At 66.8% G+C, this 24,739-nt stretch carries 16 protein-coding genes; 12 read left to right on the top strand and 4 right to left on the bottom strand.

The window, feature by feature from the left end:
• Positions 1 to 13: 13 nt before the first annotated feature.
• Positions 14 to 1,594, top strand: coding sequence for a Dyp-type peroxidase (locus ACJ8AT_RS38710; protein ID WP_407743016.1), 1,581 nt, complete (start codon positions 14 to 16; stop codon positions 1,592 to 1,594).
• A gap of 22 nt (positions 1,595 to 1,616) precedes the next feature.
• Here the strand turns inward: ACJ8AT_RS38710 and ACJ8AT_RS38705 are convergent, their stop codons facing one another.
• The gene (locus ACJ8AT_RS38705) at positions 1,617 to 1,835 is read right to left on the bottom strand and encodes a hypothetical protein (RefSeq protein WP_407743015.1); all 219 of its coding nucleotides are present in this window, start codon (positions 1,833 to 1,835) and stop codon (positions 1,617 to 1,619) included.
• A gap of 72 nt (positions 1,836 to 1,907) precedes the next feature.
• Between ACJ8AT_RS38705 and ACJ8AT_RS38700 the strand changes: the two genes are divergently transcribed.
• Both ACJ8AT_RS38700 and ACJ8AT_RS38695 read left to right on the top strand, forming a co-directional pair.
• On the top strand, positions 1,908 to 5,111 hold the full coding sequence (locus ACJ8AT_RS38700) for a tetratricopeptide repeat protein (protein WP_407743014.1): 3,204 nt from the start codon (positions 1,908 to 1,910) through the stop codon (positions 5,109 to 5,111).
• Positions 5,112 to 5,377: 266 nt separating this feature from the next.
• Positions 5,378 to 6,115, top strand: a complete 738-nt coding sequence (locus ACJ8AT_RS38695) for a helix-turn-helix domain-containing protein (protein WP_407743013.1) — start codon at positions 5,378 to 5,380, stop codon at positions 6,113 to 6,115.
• 106 nt (positions 6,116 to 6,221) lie between these two features.
• Here ACJ8AT_RS38695 and ACJ8AT_RS38690 read toward each other — a convergent pair whose 3' ends face one another.
• The gene (locus ACJ8AT_RS38690) at positions 6,222 to 6,737 is read right to left on the bottom strand and encodes a hypothetical protein (protein ID WP_407743012.1); all 516 of its coding nucleotides are present in this window, start codon (positions 6,735 to 6,737) and stop codon (positions 6,222 to 6,224) included.
• A 231-nt stretch (positions 6,738 to 6,968) separates the two neighbouring features.
• Here ACJ8AT_RS38690 and ACJ8AT_RS38685 point away from each other — a divergent pair, with 231 nt between their 5' ends.
• The 9 genes from ACJ8AT_RS38685 to ACJ8AT_RS38645 all read left to right on the top strand — a co-directional run bounded on the left by ACJ8AT_RS38685 (position 6,969) and on the right by ACJ8AT_RS38645 (position 21,757).
• On the top strand, positions 6,969 to 7,691 hold the full coding sequence (locus tag ACJ8AT_RS38685; protein WP_407743011.1) for an RNA polymerase sigma factor: 723 nt from the start codon (positions 6,969 to 6,971) through the stop codon (positions 7,689 to 7,691).
• Positions 7,688 to 9,133: a serine/threonine-protein kinase gene (locus ACJ8AT_RS38680; RefSeq protein WP_407743010.1), complete on the top strand. Its 1,446-nt coding sequence runs from the start codon at positions 7,688 to 7,690 to the stop codon at positions 9,131 to 9,133. Before ACJ8AT_RS38685 ends, ACJ8AT_RS38680 begins: the two co-directional genes overlap by 4 nt.
• Before the next feature lie 123 nt (positions 9,134 to 9,256).
• Positions 9,257 to 9,706, top strand: coding sequence for a hypothetical protein (locus tag ACJ8AT_RS38675; RefSeq protein WP_407743009.1), 450 nt, complete (start codon positions 9,257 to 9,259; stop codon positions 9,704 to 9,706).
• An 8-nt stretch (positions 9,707 to 9,714) separates the two neighbouring features.
• Positions 9,715 to 10,263, top strand: a complete 549-nt coding sequence (locus ACJ8AT_RS38670; RefSeq protein WP_407743008.1) for a thiol-disulfide oxidoreductase DCC family protein — start codon at positions 9,715 to 9,717, stop codon at positions 10,261 to 10,263.
• 148 nt (positions 10,264 to 10,411) lie between these two features.
• A complete protein-coding gene (locus ACJ8AT_RS38665; RefSeq protein ID WP_407743007.1) occupies positions 10,412 to 11,485 on the top strand; it encodes an SH3 domain-containing protein in 1,074 nt (357 codons plus the stop codon).
• Between the two features lie 243 nt (positions 11,486 to 11,728).
• Complete coding sequence (locus tag ACJ8AT_RS38660; protein WP_407743006.1) at positions 11,729 to 16,597, top strand: hypothetical protein; 4,869 nt, start codon at positions 11,729 to 11,731, stop codon at positions 16,595 to 16,597.
• A 5-nt stretch (positions 16,598 to 16,602) separates the two neighbouring features.
• Positions 16,603 to 19,212: a hypothetical protein gene (locus ACJ8AT_RS38655; RefSeq protein WP_407743005.1), complete on the top strand. Its 2,610-nt coding sequence runs from the start codon at positions 16,603 to 16,605 to the stop codon at positions 19,210 to 19,212.
• Between the two features lie 32 nt (positions 19,213 to 19,244).
• Positions 19,245 to 20,735 carry a hypothetical protein gene (locus ACJ8AT_RS38650; RefSeq protein ID WP_407743004.1) on the top strand — a complete coding sequence of 497 codons (1,491 nt, stop codon included), beginning with the start codon at positions 19,245 to 19,247 and terminating at the stop codon, positions 20,733 to 20,735.
• A 26-nt stretch (positions 20,736 to 20,761) separates the two neighbouring features.
• Entirely contained in the window at positions 20,762 to 21,757 is a 996-nt protein-coding gene (locus tag ACJ8AT_RS38645; RefSeq protein WP_407743003.1) for a LysM peptidoglycan-binding domain-containing protein, read from the top strand.
• Positions 21,758 to 21,766: 9 nt separating this feature from the next.
• Here ACJ8AT_RS38645 and ACJ8AT_RS38640 read toward each other — a convergent pair whose 3' ends face one another.
• Together ACJ8AT_RS38640 and ACJ8AT_RS38635 are read right to left on the bottom strand one after the other, a co-directional pair.
• Positions 21,767 to 23,374, bottom strand: a complete 1,608-nt coding sequence (locus ACJ8AT_RS38640) for a hypothetical protein (protein WP_407743002.1) — start codon at positions 23,372 to 23,374, stop codon at positions 21,767 to 21,769.
• A gap of 128 nt (positions 23,375 to 23,502) precedes the next feature.
• A partial coding sequence (locus ACJ8AT_RS38635) for a hypothetical protein (protein WP_407743001.1) occupies positions 23,503 to 24,739 on the bottom strand: 1,237 nt, incomplete at its 5' end.

Genomic DNA, 24,739 nt, shown 5'->3' with positions numbered 1-24,739 from the left:
GAGGCGTTCCGTCATGCAAGGTTATTTCGATTACAAAGACATCCAGGCAATCGTCTTCAGTGGGTATGGAAAGCTGCGGCTCGCCCGCTATGTCTTCCTCCGGATCAACGAGCCCGAGAAGGCCAGGGCGTGGCTGCGGTGGCTCGAGGGCCAGGTCACCACCGCGGCGGAGCTCCAGCGAACCCGGAAGCAGGGGGCGAAGAAGCCCGAGGCGCTGAACATCGCCCTCACCGCCGAGGGGTTGAAGGCGCTCGGTTTCACGCAGGAGGAGTTGAGCGACATCTTCCCTCCGGAGTTCGTGGAGGGGATGGCGAAGGAGCACCGCTCGCGCCTCCTCGGGGACTCGGGCTGGAGCTCCCCCCGGTTCTGGGAGTTCGGTGGGTGCAAGGAAGACGCTCCCACGCAGGAGGACCTCCACGTCGTCCTCATGCTCTTCAGCGAGGGAACCCGGACCAACGATGACCGGGACAGTGACAGGAGGCCGCTGGAAGAGCTCCACGAGCGCCAGCGCCGGCAATACGAGGCGCACGGGCTGGAGGAGCTGTTCGTCCAGGACGCGCACCTGCTGGGCAACAAGGACGAGGGCTTCCATGAGCCGTTTGGCTTCAAGGATGGCCTCTCCCAGCCCGTCATCGAGGGGTTCTCCCCGCCCTCCACCCAGGGCCCGTCCATCAAGCCCGGAGAGGTCATCCTCGGCTACGAGAACGCCCAGGGCCGGCTCCCCCCTTCGCCCACCGTGCTCGACGACTGGGACACCGGCAACCACCTGCCCCGCGTACCGGGCTCCTCGCGCAAGGACCTGGGCGGCAATGGCAGTTACCTGGTCATCCGCAAGCTCTGGCAGAACGTGAAGGCGTTCAATGTCTTCCTGAAGGAGCAGGGTGGCTCGGATCCCGAGCTGCTGGCCGCGAAGCTCATGGGCCGCTGGCGCAGCGGCGCACCGCTCGCCCTGAGTCCGGAGCAGGATGACCGGCGGCTCGGCGCGGACCGCACCCGCAACAACTGCTTCGCCTATGCGCAGGATCCCCAGGGCGTGCTTTGCCCCGTGGGCTCGCACATCCGCCGCTCCAACCCGCGGGATGCGCTCATCGCCGGGAAACGCCAGGATTCGCTGGACGTGGTGGCCCGCCATCAAATCATCCGGCGCGGCCGGCCCTACCACGACGAGGGGCTGGACGAGCACGGCCGGGAGCAGCGGGGAATGCTCTTCGTCGCCCTCAACGCGAACATCCGGAGCCAGTTCGAGTTCATCCAGCACACCTGGCTCAACAGCACCAAGTTCGGCGGGTATTACGACAGCAAGGATCCCCTCGTGGGGGACAACCCCGATGCGGTTCCTCCTCCTCCCGAGAAGCCGGGGGAGTGCCCGGTGAATCCGGAACCCTGCTCGGTGACCCTTCCCGGTTTCCCGGTCAGCCAGCGCATCGAGGGGCTGACCCGCTTCGTCGAGGTCCGCGGTGGGGCCTACTGCTTCCTGCCAGGAATCAAGGCCCTGCGCTTCCTGGGCGCGTTGGAGGTCCCCGTTCGCGCGGCCAGGCCGGCTCCCTCCAGGGTCCCCACCGCGGAGCCCTCCCTGAGCGTGGCCGGGCCGTGACTCCCGTCCGCGCCGTCCCGGCTCAGAGCACCCGGCGACCGACCAGGCGGGTCAGGAGGTCCTGGAACTCGTCGGGTCCCATGTCGAGCTGCTCGACGACGTACCCGTAGAGCATTGCCGTCGGAACGGAACGGCCCCCGCGCTCGCGCTCGAGCCGGTGCAGCGTGTGCAGGATGATGCGCTGGGCCCGGGTGAGCCCGTCTCGCACGTCGGGGATGTGGTCGCGTGCATCTCTGGGCACTCGCGAGCTCTCCGGGGGTGGTCAATCCTGTATCCGCCGGGTCACAATACCCGGCGTAGACGGGAGACGAGAATGGCCGACAGCGCGATCGACAGCATCTGCCCCGAGGAGAACCGGGTGCGGGACGCCGCCTTGGGACGCTTCCCCGAGCCGGAGGTCGCCCGGCTGCTCGAGCACGCGCAGAAGTGCCCCTCGTGCAGCCAGTTGCTGGTGCGCAGTGGCGTCACCTCGTCATCCGAGGACGTGCCCACCAACGTGGTGGCGGCCCCCTCGCCCCTCCCCGAGACGCCTCCCGAGGAGGTGCTCCCGCGCGGCGCCACGGTGGGGCGCTTCATGGTGCTCGAGAAGCTGGGCGCTGGGGGGATGGGCGTGGTGTACGCCGCGTATGACCCCGAGTTGGATCGCAAGCTCGCCCTCAAGCTGCTGCACGCGGGGTCCGACCAGGTGGAGCGGAGCGGGGGACAGGCCCGGCTGCTGCGCGAGGCGCAGGCCCTGGCGCGGCTGTCCCATCCCCACGTCATCTCCATCTACGACGTGGGGACGTGGCACGAGCGCGTCTTCATCGCCATGGAGCTGGTGGAGGGGCCCTCGCTGCGCGACTGGCTCCGGCAGGGGCCGCGTCCCTGGCGCGAGGTGGTGGAGGTGTTGCTCGCCGCCGGACGGGGGCTCGCGGCCGCGCACGCGGCGGGCCTGGTGCACCGCGACTTCAAGCCGGACAACGTGCTGATGGGCAGGGACGGGCGGGTGCGCGTGCTGGACTTCGGTCTGGCCCGGCAGGCCTCGCTCTCCGCGTTGGCGCCGGTCTCGAGCCCGGCCCCGGTCTCCGCCCCGGTGGAGCCCCCGCCTCCTTCCGCCGGGCACGAGCCGTCCCTGCCCGAGCGGAGCGGCTCGCCGCTGGACACGCCCCTGACCCGGGTGGGCCTGGTCATCGGCACGCCGGCGTACATGGCGCCCGAGTCGTACGGCGGCGTCTTCGACGCGCGGGCGGACCAGTTCAGCTACTGCGTGGCGCTCCACGAGGCGCTCTACGGCGAGCGGCCCTACGGCAAGAATCCGGGCCCTCCCTCCACGTGGCGCGCGCCGGAGCCGCCCCGGGACGCACGAGGCGTCCCCGCCAGCGTGCGGCGCATCGTGCTGCGCGGGCTCGACCCGAAGCCGGAGCAGCGCTTCCCCTCCATGGAGGCGTTGCTGGAGGCGCTCGGCCAGACGCTGCCGACGCGCCAGCGCCACTGGTGGATGGCCGCCAGCATCCTGCTGCTCTCCCTGGGCGTGGGCCTGCCCCTCCAGCTCCGCGCTCCGGCCGAGCAGCCCTGCCGGGGCGGTGCCCGTCGCCTGGAGGGCCTGTGGGACGACGCTCGCAAGGCGGCGCTCGGCCAGGTCTTCCACGCCACCGGCCGGCCCAACGCGGACGAGTCCTGGACGCGCACGGCGAGCGTGCTGGACACGTACGCCCACGACTGGGTGTCCATGCACACCGAGGCCTGCGAGGCCACGCGCGTCCGGGGCGAGCAGTCCGACGAGGTGCTCTCGCTGCGCATGGCCTGTCTCCAGCGGCGGCTGCAGTCGCTCCAGGCGCTCGCCGACGTCTATTCGCACGCGGACGCCGCGCTGGTGGACCAGGCCGCGAAGGCCGCCCACGCGCTGCCGCCCCTGGGTGGCTGCGCCAACGTGGAGGCGCTGCGGGCCACCGTCCGCCCGCCCGAGGACGCCGCCACCCACGAGAAGGTGGAGCAGCTCCGCGCCCGTTTCGCCGAGGCCCGGGCCCTCTTCGACAGCGGCCAGTTCAAGCCCGCCCTGGAGCATGCCCGCTCGCTCGCCACGGACGCCGAGGCGCTGCGCTACCGCCCGCTGCAGGCCGAGGTGCTCGAGCTGCTCGGCGCCCTGGAGGAGAAGGCCGGGGACTTCCCGGCGTCCGAGGCCACGCTCCGGCGGGCGGTGTGGGCCGCGGAGGCCGGCCGCCATGACGAGGTGATTGCCTCGGCCTCGGCGCGGCTGGTGCGCTCGGGGATGCTCCAGGCGCAATACGAGCAGGGCCGCGAGTGGGCCGAGCACGCCCGCGCGGTGCTGGAGCGGATGGGCGGGGATGAGCGCATCGAGGCCTTCGTCACCAACGCGCTGGGCGCCATGTTCGTCCGAGAGGACAAGACGTCCGAGGCCCTGGAGAACTTCCGCCGGGTGGTGGCGCTGCGGCAGAAGGTCTACCCGCCCGGGCACCCGGAGGTGGCGGCGGCCCTCAACAACCTGGGCGCCGCGCTCGTCAAGGCGGGACGGTTCGACGAGGCGCGCCAGGAGCTGGCCCGGGCGCAGGCCATCTACGAGAAGGCGCTCGGCCCCAGCCACCCGGAGACGGGCAACGCGCTGCACAACCTGGGGCAGCTGGCGCTCAACGCCGGAGATGACCCGGCCGCCGTGGGCTTCTTCCAGCGGGCCCTGGCCGCGCGCGAGGCGGGGTTGGGGCCGGAGCACCCCGAGGTGGCCTCCACCCTGGACTCCCTGGGCGCCAGCCTGTGCGACCTGCGCGAGTACACCCGGTGCCTCGCCGTCTACGAGCGCAGCCTGGCCATCCGGAAGAAGGTCTTCGGGCCCGCGCACACGGACGTGGCGAACAGTCTGGTGAGCCTGGGCCAGGCCCTCAGGGACCTGGGCAGGAAGGGCGAGGCGTTGGAGCACTTCCGGCAGGCGTTGCGGATCGCCGAGTCGGCGCCGGAGCACTCCGCGTTGGACCTCTTCTACCCGCTGCTCGGCAGTGGCGACACGCTGCGGGGGATGGGCCGCCGCGCCGAATCCCTGGCCGATTACCAGCGGGCGCTCGGCGTGGTGGAGAAGGAGGAGGACGGAAAGGAGTCCGCCGAGGCCGCGACCGTGCTGACGGAGCTGGGTGGCTGGTACCAGGAGGGCGGGCAACACCGGCAGGCGCTGGAGCACTACCGGCGGGCCCTGGCCGTGCGCGAGAAGCAGCTCCCGCCGGGGCACCCGGACCTCTTCGCGCCGCTGCTCGGCATGGGCGAGAGCCAGGTGGCGCTGAACGCTCCGGCCCAGGCGATTGCCCCGCTGAAACGGGCCTTGGAGCTGGGCGGCTCTCCCCGCATCGAGCCCGCGAAGGTGACGGAGCTCCGCTTCCTCCTGGCGCGGGCCCTCTGGGACGGCGGACCGGCGGACGAGCGGGCACGCGCCCGGGAGCTCGCCTCCCAGGCCCGGCAGGAGCTTCTGGCGGCGCACAAGGACCCGGAGGCCTCGAAGGCCGCGGCCTGGCTGGAGGCGCACGGCGGCCCGTAACGGGCCTCGCCTCCCGGGCTGGTCCTCGTCCAGGAGGAGGGATTGACAGGGCGTCCGTTAAAACGGATATTGCGTTCGTCCGTTACGACGGACATGGTTCCGCTATCGGAGAGACCATCCGCCATGAGTCAGGCTGCCGAAGTGATCAATCTCGATGAGTTCCGCAAGCGGCGTGAGCCGAGGCCTTCGTCGACCCGGTCGCCCGCCCACATGAGCCCCATGAGTCTCTGGACGCCGGTATGGGTGTGGGTCATGGTCTGGCCGACGTGAAATCGGTCCGAGAAAACACGCCCCCCACTGGGGAGGAAGCAGAGACGGCGCCCGCGAAGGGCAAGGGCAAGAAGCGGGAGCCGGGCGAGAAGAAGGCCGAGGCTCCCCCGCCCGAGGCCCCGCCCTCCGAGGAGGAGTGGGCCTACGAGGTGGCGCACGCGGATGCGTCGACCGACCTGGCGCCCATCGTCGGCCGCAACCTGCGCCGGCTGCGCACCCAACGGGGCCTGTCGCTGGAGCGGCTCGCCAAGGCGTCCGGGGTGAGCCGGGCCATGCTGGGGCAGATCGAGCTGGGACAGAGCGCGCCCACCATCAACGTCATCTGGAAGATCGCCCGGGCGTTGGGGATTCCCTTCTCGGCGCTCATCAGCACCACGGCGCAGAGCGGCACCCGGGTGATGCGCTCCAACCAGTCCAAGCGGCTGGCCTCGCATGACGGGAGCTTCAGCTCGCGCGCGCTCTTCCCCTTCGACGAGCCGAGGCGCGTGGAGTTCTACGAGCTGCGGCTGGCCGCGCACGCCGAGGAGCGGGCGGATGCGCACCCGCCGGGGACGCTGGAGAACCTGGTGGTGACGTCGGGCGCGGTGGAGATCGACCGGGGCGAGGAGCACCACGTGCTCTCCGCGGGAGACGCCATCCTGTTCGAGGCGGACGTGGCGCACGTCTACCGCAACACGAGCAACGTGGAGGCGGTGATGTATCTGGTGATGACGTACGCGGAGACGGTGGGTTAGGCCGAGCCCGGGTCCGCGGCGCGGCACCCCTGGAGACACGAAGAGCCGGCGGGCCCATGGGGCTTCTCGCCGGCTCTCGTGCTTCAGACGCCTGGAGGGCGCGGGACTACTTCGCGCTGCACATCATCATGGGCATGCCGTTGCACATCATCATCACCGGCATCCCCATGGACATCATGGAGTTCATCGCGTCGCAGCAGTCCTTCATCATCTCCATCTGACCGGCGTCCATGGGCATCATCCGGCACATCATGCCGTCCTTGCCCATCTCACAGGTCATCCGGGCCATCATCGGCATGCGCATCATCATGGGCATCATCATGGGCATGCCGCCCATCATGGGGTTCATGCCCATCATGGGGTTCATGCCCATCATGCCGCCCATCATGGGGTTCATGCCCATCATGCCGCCCATCATGGGGTTCATGCCCATCATCGGCATGGGCATGGGCATCATGCCGCCCATCATCGGGTTCATGCCCATCATCGGCATCTGATTCATGCCCATCATGCCGCCCATCATCGGGTTCATGCCCATCATCGGCATCTGATTCATGCCCATCATGGGGTTCATTCCGGACTGCATGGGCATGGGCATGGGCATCTGGGAAGCAGGGGTCATGGTCATCCTCGTGTGACTGCGAGTGGGGGTGTGGCTTCGAGCGCGGGACAGTAGGGAAGGGATCTGCCCCGGACAACGCGTGTGGGCCCTTTCCTCCGGTGAAGCGGAGGCGCCGCCGGAGGGGGCGGAGGAAGCGTGTCCGGCAACGAGCAGAGCCCGGAGCGGCTGTGCACTTGTGGGCAGGCGCACCTCCCGAGAAGGCAGCCCCGGAAGTGCGCTAGAACCCTCCGCATGAGCGCAGATCCGCGAGAGGAGGGGCCGGGCTCCTTCCCACCCACGCGCTGGACCCTCATCCGGTCGGCACGGACCTCGCCGGAGGCGCGGCGGGCGGCGCTCGAATCGCTGCTGCACACCTACTGGCGCCCGCTCTACGTCTTCATGCGCCGTCAGGGGCTGGATGCGGAGGCCGCGCGCGACGCCGTGCAGGACATGCTGGTGCGGCTGCTGGAGCACGACTTCCTCGAGCGCCTGAGCCCCGAGAAGGGCCGGCTCCGGGGCTACCTGCTGACGGCCGCGCGCAACCACCTGGTGCACCGCCACGAGCGCGAGAGCGCCGCGAGGCGGGGAGGAGGCGTGGCCGCGATGCCGCTGGACTTCGAGCTGGCCGAGCGCATCGCCTGCGAGGACGCGCCGGGGCCGGACGAGGCCTTCGAGCGGGAGTGGGCCGCGAGCGTGATGGAGCGGGCGCTGGAGCGGCTGAAGGCCGAGTACGACAGCGGCGCGCGCAAGGGCCCCTTCGCGCTGGTGCTCCAGTTCTTCCGTCCCGGCGAGGTGCCGAGCTACCGGGAGGCGGCGGAGGCGCACGGCATGTCGCTGCCGCAGCTCAAGACGTTCCTGCACCGGGCGCGGGTGCGCTACCGCGAGCTGGTGCGCGAGGAAGTGGTGGACACGGTAGGGGCGCCCGAGGAGGCGGAGGCGGAGCTCGCCGAGCTGCTCCGGGTGCTGAAGCGATGAGCTCCCGCTGCTCGCGCTGCGGAACGCCCGTGGACGGCAACCGCCTGGCGGTGTGTCCCGGCTGCCTCCTGGGGGAGGACGGGGCGGACCCCGGGCGCATCGGTTCGCTGGAGCTGGAGGAGGAGATCGGCCGGGGCGGTATGGGCCGCGTCTTCCGCGCGCGGCACGTGCGCCTGGACCGGCCGGTGGCGGTGAAGTTCCTCGCGGGGGAGGCCGCGGCGAGCCCCGAGGCACAGGCCCGCTTCGCCCGCGAGGCGAGGGCCCTGGCGCTGTTGGACCATCCGAACATCGTCCGGGTGCACGACTTCGGAGACGAGGAGGGCGAGCGCTTCCTGGTGATGGAGCTGGTGGAGGGCCGCTCTCTGGCGCAAGTGCTGCCGATGCCTCCGGCGGAGGCCGTGCGGGTGTCGCTCCAGGTGTGCGACGCGCTGGCCTACGCGCATGCGCGAGGCGTGGTGCACCGGGACATCAAGCCGGCCAACATCCTCCTGGACGGCGAGGGCCGGGTGAAGGTGACGGACTTTGGAATCGCCCGCATCGTGCGCCAGGAGGGCCCTCGGGACACGCTCACCGCCGCGCACACCGTGGTGGGGACTCCCGAGTACATGGCCCCCGAGGCACTCGCCGGAGCGCCGCCCGACCCACGCATGGACGTGTACGCGGTGGGCGCGCTGCTGCACGAGATGGTGACGGGCCGGCCTCCGGTGGCGGGGGCGCCCGCGCTGACGGGGGCGCTCGGGATGATGGTGCGCAGGGCGGTGGCGCTGGAGCCCTCGCGGCGCTACGCGAGCGCGCAGGCGCTGGGGCTGGACTTGAGGCGGCTGGCGGACGGAGCGGCGGAGGCGGCCCTGCCTCCGGACGAGGCCATCTGGCTGCGCGCGGTGGCGGTGCTGCAGGCGGTGGCGTGCGCGCTGGTGCTCTGGGCGCTCCTGGTGTCGGTGACGCCGCGGGTGGTGGCCCCTCACGACGTGGATCCCCTCACCATGCAGCCCGCGGCGAAGCTCGCGGACGGCCGGTGGGTGACGCGGGCGCGCTTCGAGACGGGCCCCATCCTGGGAGCGGTGGCGGGGCTCGCGGTGGCGCTCGGGGCGTACGGCCTGCTGCGCCGGCACTGGCGCCACGAGGGCCTGGACGCGCCCGCGCCCGACGTCCCGCTGCGCGAGGGCCGGAGCTTCCTGGGCGTGGCGGTGGCGTGCTCGGGCCTGTTCGTCCTGCGGGGCGCGCTGGAGTGGGGGGCGGACATCTCCATGCCTCCCTTCATGCCGCTGCTGGGCGGGCTGCTGGAGCTGTCGGCGCTCTATCTGCTGTGCGTCTCCACCCTGGAGGCGTGGCGGCGGCAGCGTCCGCTCTCCCGCGAGCCGGTGATGTGGGCTGGACTCGTCCTGATGCTGACACCCCCGGTGCTCGAGTTCGGCCTGTACCTGTGGAGCTGGCAGCCCTGAAAAGAAAAGCCCGCCCCGCAACCGCGAAAATTCCTTCCGGTACTCCCTGACAACAGGGGAGGGCGGCGCCAACCGACGAGGGCACTGGAGCCCCGGGCGCTCGCGCTCCCCGAGGGAGAAGTCATGGAGCCGAACGTCCCCGTTACGAGCAACTTCATGGTGGCGGCGTACCTGCTGTACCTGCTGGTGAGCATCACGCTGACGGTGTGGGTGGCGAAGACGCTGCAGCGCAATGGCGCGCAGTTCCTCCACGATGCCTTCCTGGGCAAGGAGCGGCTGGCCGAGTCGGTGAACCACCTGCTGGTGGTGGGCTTCTACCTGATGAACATCGGGTACGTGGCGCTGTCGCTGAAGGAGTACCAGACCATCTGGACGGTGCAGGAGGTCATCGAGCTCGTCTGCGGCAAGGTGGGCAAGGTGATGGTGGTGCTGGGGGCGATGCACTTCTTCAACCTGTATGTCTTCAACCGCATCCGCCGCTCGGGCCAGGTGCGCCAGCAGCCGCCGCCGGTGCTGCCGCGCGAGTACACGCGGGTGTCGCCGCAGCCGGTGTCCGTGCCCGAGGGAGCGTGAGGCGGGCCATGCGAGCGCTCAGCGTGCTGTATGACGAGACGTGTGGTTTTTGCGTGAGCTGTGCGCGGTGGCTGGGAACGCAGCGCACGCTGGTGGGGCTGGAGTGCCTGCCGGCCGGGAGCGGGGAGGCGGCGAGCCGCTTTCCGGAGCTGCGCCGCTCGGCGTCGAAGGAGGAGCTGGTGGTGGTGGACGACGCGGGAGGCGTCTACCGGGACACCCACGCGTGGCTGATGGTGCTGTGGGCGCTGGAGGACTACCGGGAGTGGGCGCAGCGCCTGTCGAGGCCCTCGCTGATGCCGCTGGCGCGCAACGCCTTCGAGCTGCTCTCCAACAACCGCCGGAAGCTGTCGTCCTGGCTGCAGCTGGGGGACGAGAGCATCCGGAAGGAGCTGGAGCGGGTGGGGGCTCCGGAGGTGCCGAAGTGCGCTCCGGAGGACGGGGCGTGCAGCCTGCCGCGAATGGTGCGGTGTGAATGGTGCGGCAGGTCCATGGCGAAGGGGCGCAGCGCATGTCCCCACTGCCTGGCGGACGTGGTGGGGACGCTGGGGCCTGGGTGAAGGTGTCCCGCTGGACAGCCGTCGGCGGGGCGTGGAATCGTCAGCCCGGCCACCCGTCTTCCAGCCAGGACCCATGCGGATGCGAACGCTACTGCTTTCTTGCTTCTTGCTGGCCGCGGCCCCCGGCAACGCCGCTGGGGAGCAACGGGTGTACGTCCTCGGCTCCTCGCTCAACCTCCGCAAGGAGCCGTCGAAGGAAGCGGAGACCGTCGAGAAGCTGCGGATCGGGACGGAGTGCGGCGTCTCCGAGCAGCCCCAGGGAGAGTGGGTGAAGGTCCGCTGCGGAGAGAAGGAGGGCTACGCGGCGGCGGCCCTCCTGGGGCCGGAGAAACCCTCGGTCGAGAAGCTCCGGGCCGAGGCACGGAACCCCAAGCTCAAGCTCGAGCAGCGCGAGGAGAGTGCGCTGCGAGCCGCGATGCTCTCGCCAGAGGACGCCGGGCTGCGGAAGGAACTGGCGACGCTCTTCTTCGAGCGCAACTTCGACTTCCTTGCCCGCCTGAAGAAGCCGGTGGTGAAACGCACGTTCACGTATACGTGCGGTTGGGAGAAGGACGCCGCGTGCCTCAAGCTGGCCAGCTCCTTTGACCTGAAGGACGTCAAGGTTCGAGCCGAGGCGAAGAAGAACGCGTTCGTGGTCGCGGTCGGGAGTCCCGAGAAGGTCGTCGTCTACCGTGGCAAGTACCAGCTCAACAAGAAGACCACTGTTCTGACGGGAGAGGTTCTCGAACAGGTCGACTTCGTTGCGGACCCGGTGATGGAGAAGGCGATCTTTTCAGGCATTGAAAAGGCTCGTTCCAATAAGTGGAGCCTTTCCCTGGGACAGTTCGTCCCCGATGCATCTTCCCAGACAGTCCTGGAGGGGTTCCCCAAGGTGTGGGGTCTGATGTTGCGAGCCGATGATGGCATCGTCGAGATGCAGTGGAACGACTGCACGAAGCAGCCATTCAAGTTGCAGTTCCTGCCGGATATCCATGGGCGATGGCGCATCGCCATCGACAAGATCGGCTCGGATGGGCCAGAAGCGCATTGGATTACGGCCGCGTCGAAAACTGGGGATGACGTCGAATTGTCACTCGAAGGAGTGTACGGGGGGACGACGCATGAGGTGTTCAAGCATTCCGCGGACGCAGTAGACACGGCGTACCTGCGGGATATTGCATACTCCTACAATCTCCGGCGGTACCCGGAGAAGTACATCCGCTGTAGCGAGGGTGGTCCTTAGTCCAAGAGGCTGGTTCGTCCGAAGGACCCGGCTTCCTACGGAGCATTCACCCCGGTGCGACGTCCTCGGAGCACCGCTCAAGAGTTCGCCATGCCAAGCCTCAGATATTGGCCGAAGTGGAGTTACACGCTGCCCGAGGAGTTGATGGCTGTTCTGGAGGATTACCACATCCTCAAGGTCCCTCTCCTCGGACAACATTACCCGGGCGGCGAGAAGAACTGGTGCGGGAGAACGTCCTGCTCCATGACGTACAACTATTATCAAGTCGTTCAGGCCGGTGGCGACGAGGCTGAATTCAAATCCAAGCTCATCACCCACTGGAACGCCGACAAGTCCGACTATTACACCGACCTGCGCTACCCGGGCGGCCAGCGCGCGTTCCACACGCTGCCCACGGAGGCCCCTTACAATCAAAACCTGAGCGGCTATGCCGTTTCATCATCGGGTTACACAGGGGGCGATGTCGAAGTGGTCGAGCCTCCGGACTTCAAGCCGGGAGGGGAGTTCAACGCCTCCAGGGTCCTTGGCTTCTCCACCAAGAAGCTCCTGGATTACGGCATCGCCAATCGCAAGGCCGAGGCGGCTCGAATCGCGGGCGATCCCGCGGCCCTCGCGAAGCAGATGGAGACCGTCCTCGACGCGCTCTCCTTCAACAATCCGGTCATCTTCTATTCCGGATTCTCCATGGACCAGGACGAGCCCATCCACCTCATCCTGCTCGTGGGCTTTGCCTATCTCAGGGATGACGCGGGCCGGGATCTCTGGCTCGTGGTCGCCGACCCCGCCACCCACGGCAACAAGATCTCCGCGGGGATGTTCATTCCTCCCATGCCCCAGGCCGAGGATGATCTGAAGGGGCTCTCCCAACTCTCCAGCAAGCACGATCTCATCCGGGTGATTCCGGGCAACTGGGAGAATGCGGAGGCGGCGTTGGTGCTGATCCGCGCCAGGAAGCTCTTCGAGGAGAACACCCAGAGCAGGATCTCCGACGACCTCTACATGGACTACCAGTCCAAGGAGAGTCAGTCCAACAAAGGGGGGACCTTCCTCTATTCGCTCAAGGCGACTCCGGTGCCCCCGGGGTTCGTCGTCTCCAGCATCGCGCGTGTTGTCTCCTATCCATTCGATACCCGGAAGGAGCGAATCCGCCCGGTCAACTACTATGCCCTGACGGAGCAGTCCTCAGCGGGCCGTTTCCCCTTCGGAAACCTGCGGAATCTCCACTCGGGTGTCCATCTGGACGCCTCCACCTTCACGCAAGCGAAGCCACAGGAGCCAGCTCCCAAGCCCTCTACGGGACAGAAGAAACCCGAGAGCCAGACCACCGCCCCTCCGCCCCAACAACCCAACGCTGAGGGGCAGCCGGAAGCGGACGCTCAGGCCCCGGGCAAGGGCGTGCGCTGCCTTGCTCCCGGGTACATCGTGGCCCTTCGTCTGGCGAATGCCTATCCGTCGGCTCCGAAGAAGGAAGGAGCGGCCCCAGCGAAGGACGGCAAGCAGGAGCGAAAGGACCTTCAATCCAACACGCTGTCCCGGGAGCTTTCGGGAAATCACAACTCCTTCGTTCTGGTCCGCCACGACCTCGAGGAGGTGGTTCCGAAGACGGCGGGGGAGAAGGGCAAGCCACAGCAGAAAGGCAAGCGCTTCACCTTCTACAGCCTCTACATGCACCTGGCTCCCCCGGATTGGAGCAAGCCCAATACCTACCGGGATGTCTCCTGGCACAAGACCCTCGCCCGCCGCAATGGCTGCCTGGCTGTGATCGACCCGCAGCACGAGTCCTTCCGCCAGGTCCGGTGGCTCAAGGATCTCCCCGCGGGCCAGTCCCTGTCAGACAAGGCGAAGCTCGTTTCGCTCGAGATGGGCTCCTATTTGGTAATCGGGGCGGGAGTCGGGTTGCCACAACCCCTCTCACTCGGCGAGACGGCGGGAGAGCGCATCCGGGCGGTCTGGAAGAAGCCGGATCAAGACCTGGATGAGATCTACAAGGCCCTCGAAGAGGCCAAGGTCGTGACCTTCTCCCGTCCCTACCTCAAGGTCGAGGCGGGCGAGTTGATCGGCTATATCGACGAGAAGAACGAGCTGTTGGGGGATGGCTTCGTCCACTGGGAGGTCCTCGCCCCCAGTGGCTCGGAACAGATCCAACAGCTCCTCGAGTTCGCGGACGGAAAGCTCCAGCTCTCGGAGGGCTCCGAGAAATTCTTCAAGTTCTTCGAGGAGAAGAACGAGCAGAACAACTACTTCGATCCGCTCGCCGGTTCCCAGGATGGAGGAGAGCTCGCCACGCTGTTGGATCTGGCGCCCACCTCGAAGCACGTCCGCGAGCCGGAGAAACAGCACCTCGCCAGATTCCGGAACTCCTACGATCCGGAGCTGCTCCAAAGCCTGCTGGGTTCGACCTGGGCGTTGCCATTCTCGAAAGACGACCAGCCCTCCTCCGAGCCCGGCTACGTCGCCAAGCTCCTCCTGGAGAACTACAAGAATTGTCTGCCCGAGGGTCCCTACAAGCTCAAGGTGACGTTCGAGCCGAAGGATTGTGGGGAGTTGACCGTCGACTACGACGGGCGCAAGGACAGCATCGACGTGGTCCTGCCCGCCAGGGCGAGGAAGATCTTCGTGGAGCCGGTCCTGGAGGGGAAATCCCGAGACTTCTTCCTTCAGACGGGGACGGACTCCGGCAAGGACGGCCTGCGGAAGGACGTCGAGCACTTCAAGAAGCTGGCTTCCGTGCGTTGGCGCAATGTCGTTCTCAGGCACCTCAACGACTGGAGCCGGGCGGGCATTTCGGCACAGTTGGAAGCGCGCCTGGAGGCCGAGGGAATGGTGAGCCTCGGGTACACCGACCTGTATGCCAAGGACAAGAAGGGCGCGAAGAAGGCGATCGACGAGTATGCGAGCGCTGTCGCCTGGTGGGCGCACGAGGAGAACGCGTTCCTGGGTTCCGCAGCGGAGAAGAAGAACCTCTTCGCTGGCAAGGGCAGCGCCCCGGAGGAGGGACAGTTGCCCGAGGAGACGACCCTCGACAATCCCCACCCGGTCACCTGGGCCTGGTTGCTGATGCTGTTGACCCGGCATGGCTTCGCTCGATTCGCGGACATGCCGCTCTGGCGCTCGGATGACATGAAGAAGGTGGGCGCACTGGGCTGGCTGCCAGCGCGGAATTCCCATCCGCCTCAACGCGTCGGCGAGCACGTCCAGGTCGTCGCACTCCAGCGGGGGAACGGTGACGAACTGGTCTCCGTGAAGGTGAAGCGCGGGGCGCTGTCGCTCGACCTCGTCCGGGGCTTCTTCAAGGACGGGATGTTCATCGAGTCCGTGCCGATGCCGGGGTGGGGGCAATGGCTGCTCGAGAAGCCAAACGATGCGGAATCGCTCGGGACGCTGGAGATGCAAGGGCTCGAGCCTGTCCTCTTGTGGGCGCGGAGCGCGTCCGGACAGGGGAAGGGCTCCGCCACGACCCATGAGGTTCCGGTTCCCGTCGTCCGCAAGCGGAAGGGCAAGTCCAAGGATAAGGACAAGGATGGCTGGCTCTCGTGGGTCATCCCGTTCCGGGAGAACCGTCCCAAGCTGCTGCGTGGCTGGATGCTCATCCGTTACTGGACGGGGAGGGCTGACGCCGAGGCTCCTACCGAGGTTTCGGAATTCAAGGAAGCCGGGCTGGCGATTCCCATCGAAGCGCGGGAGGACCTGACCCTGGAGGCGGCGGGGTTCGAGGTCGCCGATGGCTTCATCAAGAAGGGCACCATCAAGAGTCCCAAGACCTACGTGACGCAGCATTTCACGTACAATGCGTTCCTCGACGCGGCCAAGGGCCAGAAGGGCGCGGCCGGGAGCGAGCCGCTGCTCGCGTGGGAGCTCGCGGAGGCCGTGGAGCGTATCCAGTGCGCGTATTCGCCGCTCGTGCCCCTGTCCCTGTCCGCCCTTTCCGCGGACGGGCTCTCCCTCCAGCTCAAGGCGGCGACGAAGAACGTGGATTCGCTGCGCAAGGCCATGGAGCGAGTGAAAGAGGAGGGATGGCTGGCGGACTTCCAAGAGGAGGGAAAGGGCGCCTTCCGAGTCTCGGTGAATGCGCCAAAGCCAGGCGGCCTCTCCGGTGAGCTCGTGGTCGAATTCAATCCAGACTCGGCCTTCGCGGAGCTCAAGAAGAGCCTCTCGCCCGGGAACAAGATCGCCGTGATGTTCGGCTGTCTGTTCCCGAATGGTGGCGGCGCGCTGAATGACCGTCTCCTGCCCACGGACACGACGGGCAAGCATCATGTCGTGTTGAAGGCCGATGACCTGAGGAGCGAGGCGAAAGAGGGCTACCTGGAGTTGTGGTCGACGGAGGTCTCGCAGATATTGCGCCGCCCGGGCTTCGACGTGCCCGTCATCACCCTCACTGAAAAGGGCGCTCTGATCAGCGTCAAGCTCCTCGGGGCACCCGAGAGCTTCTGGCGGGCAGTCAATCCCACCATCAAGATCGGGAAGACCGCGCTCGACAAGGACGCAAAGGTGCGCTTCCGCTCCGACGCGGATTCGCTTTCCATCACCCGGTTGGTGAGCCTCGATGATGCGAACGTCAAGGGCTCCACGCTCGCGATTCGCGCCGAGGCCAGGACGAAGCAGGTGCCCCTGGAGGGGGAGAAGATCGACGTCGCGGACTCGGCGCGTACCTCCTATGACGCCCAGCCGGGTGCCGAGCTCGAGGTCACGCCCAAGGGCGATGGCTCGTATGGGGTGGTGATCACCGTCAAGACGAAGGCCATCCCCATCAGCAGGGGCTTCAAGATAGAGATCGTCGACCCGCGGGTGCCACCCAATCCGAAGAAGCCGGATGCGTCGCTCGTGAAGCTTCCCAAGAACTGCATCAAATACACGCAGCAGGCGAAGAAGGAGGGCGTCGTCTACGGCGTGACGGATGCCTACGGCGTCTTCTCCGCCGAGCTGGATGAGGGCGACCTCAAGGCCGGCCTCAATGGTGGAATCAAATACACGCTCCGGGTCATCGCGGTGTATCCGCAGGACAAGAGCTTGAACCTTGAGAAGCCGTGCACGCTTCACGAGGACCTTCAAGCGCGCGAATCGGAGGACGACGGTTCTCCTGATATGGCCGCCACCGGGACGGGGAGGTAGACGCGATGGCCCCTACGGCACAGGACAGGAAGATCGAGGTCAAGGTCGAGCCGGGCTCGGAGAACATCATCCGTCTCGTCGCGGTGCCCCCGGTCAAACTTTCGTTCCGGGTGGTGATGTTCAAGACGGACGGGCGCAAGTACAAGCTCAAGCTGGAGGGAACCCACGAGAACCTGACGCCGCCATCCGGCAAGGAGCTCAAGGATTCGCAGGGCCCCACGTGCTGCGTTGGATTCAAGACCCGCTCCTACGGCATTCCCAGGTCACACAAAGTCGATGCCGTGCCCATCCAGGTCAACGGGAACAAGTGCACGGCCGAGCTGGAGGTCGATTCGTTTGAAGCGGGCTTCTTCGGAAACGGTGTGGTCGAGCTGTCCGTCACCCCTGATTTTCCGTTCGCCAAGGAGTTCCCGGTGTCGGGGACGCCGGTGTTCGACAATCCGTTGAACGTGGAAGGCCTCGGCATCGAGCCCGGGGAGGAACCGAGCCCCGCCAAGGCCCCGGACAAGACTCCGGCTCCCGAGAAGGGGAAGGGAAAGGGCGCCACTCCTGGCAAGCCCACCCCTCCGCCAGGGCTGAGTGTTCTTCTTGGAAGGGAGCTCGAGCTCGAGCCGGTGTTCAGCACCGCCTTCGAGAAGTCGACGCTCAGGCTTTCCATCTTCGAAGAGGGGGCCATCAAGAACAGGCGCACCGCGCCGGACAAGGCCGTGGTCAGCTTCGAGTGGACGAAGTCCGCGGATGATGAGCGCACCTGGCGCGTCGGCTACGCGGAGAGCGATGACACCATCCTCCTGACGTACCTCGAGACGCGCCAGGAGTCCTACGGCTACGACCTCCGCCTCGAGGTCACCGAGGAGACCGGAAAGACCTACGTGGTCTGGGAGCGGGCCCGGGGCATCTCGTTCCCCAGGCCGAAGCTGAAGAGCTTCACCGTTGGCGGCTTCGGCGTGGAAGCGGAGGTGGAGAACGTCGACCGGAGCTTCAAGCTGCCGCTCGAGCTGTCTCTCTGGTCCTATGCGCCGTTGTCTCCCGATTCCCTGGTCCAGGTGATGACGCCCTACTCGAAGCCGGCGGAGGCGGAGGCTTCCTCCACGGAGTACTTCCTGGACCTGGTCGGCCCCAAGATCCTGCTGAAGAAGAAGAAGAATGTCTTCGCTCTCCTGCGGATTCCCAGGTCGCTGTCCGGCACGGAGGACTACGTCCCCGTCAGCGTCGTCATGGACTACGACGAGAACACCTTCCTCACCTTCGACGATGACCAGCTCTGGCTGGAGTCTCAGAAGAAGGGCAAGAAGAGTGCCTCGAAGTCGAAGAAGACTCCCAAGGATCTGGCGACCGCCGTGGCTTCCCATGAGTTGGACCCGACGACGCTCCTGACGCGGACTCCCCACTTCGGAGACGTGTCAGCGGGTGTTCGAGGAGACAGCCTGCTCTTGTCCTTCCGGCTCGTCGGCGACCTCCAGTACTGGAAGGAGGCGGCGCCTGCGTTCTCCATCTACGATGAGAAGGGGGAGACGGAGCTCCTGAAGCTCAAGGCGAGCCCCTCCGAAACCAATCCCTATGTCCACGAGGCGCTCGTTTCCCTGTCGGACAAGAACCTGGTTGGCAAGAAGGTGAGCGTCCGAGGGCAGGTCACCAAACCGGAGACGAAGCTGTGGAATCACCCCGTCGAGCCCCCGCAGCTGGCGGCTCGGGCCTACGAGGGTGTGCCCCTGCTCACTGACTTGAAGAAGAGCCTCGTCGAGCTCACCGATGAGACGACGTACATCAAGCTCCAGTGCCACGCCCGGCATATCCCGAACGGGGCGAAAGGAGGCACGGTGCTTGCCTTCCGTGTCTCGGAGATCGTGGCGGACCTCGATACGCCCATCCTCATGAGCAGCGTGAAGCTCCGGTACACCGTGGCGAAGGGCGCTGGAGGGCTGTGTGACTCCAAGGGGGCGCTGGTGGCCCGCATCACGGACAAGGAGAGCGTCGCGAAGCTCAATGGACCGGGGAAGTTCCGGGTGGAAGCCTATGTGCCCGGCAATGACGGAAAGGTCTTCTCCACGGAAGTTCCCAAGATCCACATCGAGTTTGGAGGCGCTCCGCGCTCGGTCGCCGGCCAGTTGATCTGGGGCGACCGGGTTCCCGAAGACTTCCGCAAGAAGGTGTTCGCCATCAGCGATGAGTTGAAGGTCAATCCTCAGTACCTGATGGCATGCATGGCCTTCGAGACAGAAGGGAAGTTCAAATCCAATACACCGGGAAGGAGTAGCCGTGCGGTAGGACTCATCCAGTTCATTCCCGGGAAGAACGATGAGTTACTGGGAAAGACCACTGAGCAGTTGAAGGTCATGCCCGAGGTCGAGCAACTCGATTACGTACAGAAATATTTTCGTTACTGGATCACAGCGCACAAGATGCCACTCGTTACCCTGGGAGACGTCTATGCATGCATCATCTGCCCTTCTGGAATCGGCCAGCTGGATGATGCCGTTTACTACCGGGCGGGGGATGGGTTGTACGAAGCGAACGATGGTCTGGACAGGCAGAAGAAGGGTTGGATCACCAAGGCGGACGCGACAGCCCCGGTGAAGAAATGGCTCGATGAGGGCTGGGAGCACCGGCGCTAGGCCCTTCACCCGGAAGGACATAGAAGAACTCCATGATGGTTCACATCTACTTTGCTGGCCTGCTCGCATTGTCACTGGGAGCGAGCTCCAAGGCTCAGTTCGTTCAACCGATCGAGCTGAATCTCATGCAGGAGCCGCAACGGAGCGCCATTCTCGCCAACCTCCCCATCGGGACGCAGTGCGAGCTCCTTCAAAAGGTGGACTCGTACTGGCTCCGCGTGCGCTGCAAGGGCCTCGAAGGCTATGTGCCCGCAGAGCACCTCGGACCTGAAAAGCCCGAGGTCGAGAAGTTGCTCAAAACAGTGAAGAAGTCCGGTCTTGATGCACGTGAAAGGCTCGATTTTGCTGCTCGCGCGGTCACTCTTTCGGTGGGTCATTCGCGAGCCCGGGCTGCCCTCAAGAAGTACTACCTGGACTATCAGTTCGATCGGCTGCCAGATGACTCTGACGGTGCATTCGCGGCGGAGCGCCATATCGAGTGCTCGAGCCCATCGAAGTCGAACGAGTGCCTCTCCGACGCTTTCTTTCCCCGAAGCTTGTTCGCCTCGCGGTTGCTAGAGCGCAGGGGCTCCCTCTTCATCGGCGTGGGAGCCCGGGAGTCGTTTCTCTACGTCGTGCGTGGTACCGTGCGCCCGAGCTCCATCGGGACCGCCGGTGGCATTTCCTTCGTCGTTCACTCCCAGGACTTCGAGGATCTGGATGTTCGCCTCATCGCGGACGTGCTGGGGTTCAAGCTCGCGAGCGAACCTGGGAATACCGTCCGATATGTCAGCGATGGTGTGCGTAACTTCTCGCGCAGGAAGACCGGCTCGCGATTGGAGCTCATAGAGGGAGAGCATCAGCAGGTACTCGTCGATCTCGACAATCATGTTCCCCCGGGGGAGGGGGGCGAGATTCGGGCCGATCTTCGCGGCGACCTCCTGCTCGACCTGCTGCTCGTCGACGATTTCGATCAGGACGGCCGTGACGACGCGCTCGTTCAGGTCGACAACGGAGGGAACCACTTCCCACCTGGCTACCTCTTCGCCAGCGTGTCACCCGAAGGCAAGCCCGTGGTCTCGAAGGTCTTCCACGACTCGAGCACTCCGCCGTTGATCGGGGAGACGGAGGGCAGGCTCTCGTTCACGTTCATCGACGAGAATGGCGAGAAGGTTTTCGTGCTCGAAAAGGGTGAGGGACGGCTTGTCGCGGAGCGTCCGTACCCCGTGCTCGAGACGGTGTTCGAATACACGGCCGAGCGGCTCTGGAAGGTCGCTGAGGACAGAGCGACGTCGCCGGGCGAAACGAAGCAGACCTTGAAGTATGATCTCGACGAAGATGGCCGTCCGGAGATCATCGAGTGCCAGGGCTGGGAGCGGTGGCATGGGCTGCTGTGTGAGATCTACCGGGCGAATCGGAAGCTCATCGGAACGATTGGCGGGTGCAAGCGCGTGGGCGTCCTTCCGCAGAAGACCCGGGGCATGCACGACCTCGTTTGTGACAAGAACATCGTGTCCAGATGGAATGGGACGCTCTATCCCTGACGGGACTCGAGCATGGGGGAGTCAACATGACCCGCGAAGCACAGGGTGGCAGGGCGAACGTCTTCCGGCACCATCGTCTCCTGCGAGATGGGGACCACGAATATGTCCTCCTCGAGCTCCACGAGCAGCTCCCGGAAGGGCATGAGCTGGTCCCACTGGGAGACACGTGGAGGGCGGAGCGCCGGCTGCGGGAGCTCGCCTACGACTACCTCAACCTGCGCACCCTGCGTGAGCTGGCTCGTTCTCATACCCTGGCGCACGCGTTCGAGCCGGTCTCCGAGGATCAGCTCGTCCGGCGGCTCGCCACCTTGTTCGTCCATGGGCACCTCCGCCTGGCGCGCTCGCCCCTGGTCATGGTCCCCGGTGTGCTGCCTCCCCGAGAGGAGAAGGCCGCGCCCGAATCCGCTCCCGTCGAGGAGAAGCAGCGGCTGATGTTGCAGATCGTCGACGACGTCTCGGAGGACCCGTTCCCGGACCTCACCCTGCGCGTCAAACTCCCCGATGGGTCGGAGAAGAAGGTCAAGACCGACGCGTCTGGCCGCATCGAAATCCCGAACCTGCTCCCTGGGCGAATCACCGTGTCGTCGGTCCTCGACGGTGCGATCCTGGGACAGACCCTCGTGTTCGTGAAGGCGGGGATTCTTCCGTCCTATCAACAGGAGCCCAGTCGGCAACGCCGTGGAGCGGACTCGGAACTCTTCCTCGCGCGAGTCCTCGAGCACAAGGTCTCCGATGGCGACACGCTGGAGAGCATCGCCGAGGCCCACGAGCTCACCGTGGATCAGCTCACGAAGTTCAACTGGGGGACGACGGAGCCGGATCAAATCCAGCGCCGTCTCCTCATCGATGTGGGCTGCACGGTCAGGGATGACAGCGGCAAATTCGTGCTCACCGCCCAGGACAACCCCGGCATCCTCTACATCCCCAGGCCCCTGGTGATGGATTGGATGGCCTTGGAGCAACGCCACATCTGGCGGGTCAAGCGGGTGTCGAAGCGCCGTGTCTACCTGTTGTCGACCTAGCGGCCGCGTCTACTCAGCCGTCCGGGGGCTCTCGTGCAGCGCCGCGTCCAGCACCGGATCCTTCCCGTCGAGGTACTCACGGGCGGTCGGCTGGACGAGGCGGTCCGGGGCGAGGGTGGTGGCATTCAGGTCCAGGAAGAAGGGCTCGCGCTCCGGGTACTTGCGCGTGGAGTAGCCGTGAAAGGCATCCGCGTAGTGCACGGTGAGCCCCGAGTTCGGGAGCCGGATGTTGCCGCCCTCGGCCCAGAAGTCGAGCGCGTCGCCCACGGGCTCTCCCACCAGGAGGGCCTTGCCCCACTGCTTCCACTCGGCCACGTGGGCGAGGCCCGCGGAGAACGTGGCCCGGCCGGTGAGGATGAACACCCGCCGGCCGTTGCTCGCCGCCTGGAGCTTCTTCATGACCGGGCTGCCGAGCTCCAGGTTGCCCCCCGTGTTGAAGCGCAGATCCACCACCAGCGTCCGCACCGGATGGCTCTCGAGCGCCGCCAGTACCCGCTCGCCGAACTGTGAGACGGACTCGCCCTGCATGTCCTGCGAGCGGTTGTATTGCACGTAGAGCGTCTGGGGGTCTGGCAGGTATTCGAATGCGTAGTTCTGGTCGGGATGGCGGAGGTACAGCGGTACCTCCGCGTGGAGCGCGCTGACGAGCTCCACGTCTCCTCCCGTGTGCAGCGGAGACAGATCCCACCACGCCTCGACGGGCGTGCTCTTCTTCACGAGCGGGAGCGGCGCGAGCTTGCGCGTGAGCTTCCCGCCAGGACAGTCGAAGGACCAGGCCGTGCTCTCCATGTCGGGGATGAGCTGGAGCCCGTACAGCACCTCCGGGCTCGTCAGGGTATAGGCGCTCATGTAGTCGGCCCAGGACGCGCTGCCAGCGTACAGGTCCGCGACCTTGGAACGGAGCCGCTCGGGCGTCTGGCCGCCAATGCCTGTCACCTGGCACCCGAGCACCTGCGCATGCTCGGGCGTGGCCTTCACGACGAACAACCCATCCTTGAACCACCACACCCGGAGCGGGTAGCGCCGCAGCTCCGTGCGGTTGCGCAACAGGTACAGTCGTGTATGGGCATTGCCACCCAGGGCCACTGCCCGGGCCAGCCCGACGATGAGCTCCGGATCGCTCTTCTTCGCCACCGAGGCGCGCAGTCTGATCATCGCCCGTGTGAATTCCTGGCGTGCCTTCGGGCTGAAGCTGCGATCAAGCCTCATCAGCTTGCGTTCAGCGGTTTCCAGGTCCTGCTGCCAGGCCTCCACCCGGTTCGCGGGCTTGGAGAGCACCGGCTCGCGCTCCATGGTGAAGGGGTAGGGGGCTCCCTGTTCGGTGAAGGTCCCGTGAACCTGGCCGCCGTCCAGCGTGCCCTCGAAGAGGAGGGGCTCTCCCTTCAGCGGGACGCGGAAGCGCACGTGTCCCTCCTTCACTTCGGCCTGGTCGATGACGTCCTTCAGGCCCAGCACCTCGAAGGAGCCAGGGGGACCTTCCTCGGAGGGCACGAAATGGGCCTGGAACGTGATGGGCCTGCGCGGGGTGGAGACCACTCCCTCCCAGTCGCCCGTCAGCTCCTGCGACAGGCCGGGGGTGGAGTACAGGCTGGCCACCAGCAGGGCGAGGTGCGTCACGCCCCCTCTTCCCAGGCGAGGAGTCGGCTCGTGCGGCATCGGATGCTCCCGTTCGGAGGGGGTCGGCTCACTCCCTACGACTCGGGGCCTCGTCGATTGCCTGAAGCGGACTGCCTCCACTCCCGGGTTCAGCGGCACAGGGGCTGTTCATTCGTGCCCGCGCTGGTGGCGAGCACCTGGAGCAGCCCCGTCGGCGGGGGCTCCTGGCCGCTGCCCCAGAGCGCGGACTCCGCCCAGCACTGCACCCAGGGGATGCTCCAGTCCGCCGGCAGCGTGCTGCACTGGGACCGGCGCTGGGCCGCGCGCACCTGGATGTCCCGCTGCACCGCCGCGGACACCTGCGGCGCGAGCTGCTTGAGGAAGGCTTCCGAGTAGGCACCGGGGGGCGGAACGACCAGCGGATCCTCGTAGATGCCGGCGGGGCTGAAGCCCTCGTGCTCCTCGTCCTCGAAGGAGATCGTCCCCTGCTGCCGGACCGCCGTGTTGGCGCCCGGGGTGTTCGTCCGCAGCGAGTAGCCGAAGCCCGACGACCAACGGTGGATCAGCGCCGTATAGGTATACGTGTCGTACACGTCCTCGCGCACCGACTGCGGCGTGTTGGCCAGGTGGCTGTTCGCCGTGCTGAGCGCTCGGGAGGCGTTCGCATAGTCGTCGTGGAGATCCTTCGCCTTGTCACAGGCGTCCGTCTTCTTGGGCGAGTCGGGGCAGCCCACGCAGGTCGCATCGTGCGTGTGCTTCTCCTCCTCGCACGCGTCGTCCATGTCGTCCTTGTGCTTGTTGGCCCGCGCGTACTCGCGCTCGGCGCGCTCGACGTCATCCTGCGCCGCCGCGTAATCGGGATTGGGCACCCACCGCGTGCCGCTGATGTAGCGCACGCTGCGCACGTCCTCGCTGACGTTCTCCGTCACGCGCTGGATGATGGCGTCCACCTGTAGCCGCAGCGGCTCCGGCTGGCCCGGCACCGTTCCCAGCTCCGCGCACCGCGCCCCGCCCGGCAGTGACGAGGACAGGCGCCGGCACAGGTCGGAGAGCCCCGCGGCGATCTGCGGCACCATGGGGCCGTCGAGCCCGGTCTCCACGGGGATGGCGCTCTGGTAGCGGAACGCCTGGCGCGCCTGCTGGGTGCGCGACATGGTGTCCGAGCCCGGCGCGAGGCACTGCGCCGTGGACCACAGCACGGTGGCCGCACCCGCCGTGTCCTGGTTCTCCGCGGTGACGGCGAGCTCCGCGAAGCGCGAGGCCAGCTTGCTGGCGCGCTCGGTGAGGAGCGTCTGGTAGCTCGGCAGGGGGAACTGGTGGCCACGCGCCTGGAGGCAGGCGAGCCCGGCCACCTCCGTGTTCAGCGCGCCCTCCTCCTTCCACCGG

Source organism: Hyalangium sp. (genome assembly GCF_045802625.1).
Classification (GTDB): Bacteria; Myxococcota; Myxococcia; order Myxococcales; family Myxococcaceae; genus Hyalangium.
The sequence above is the reverse complement of the archived record's forward strand: the minus strand, read 5'-3'. Positions and strand labels throughout refer to the sequence as shown.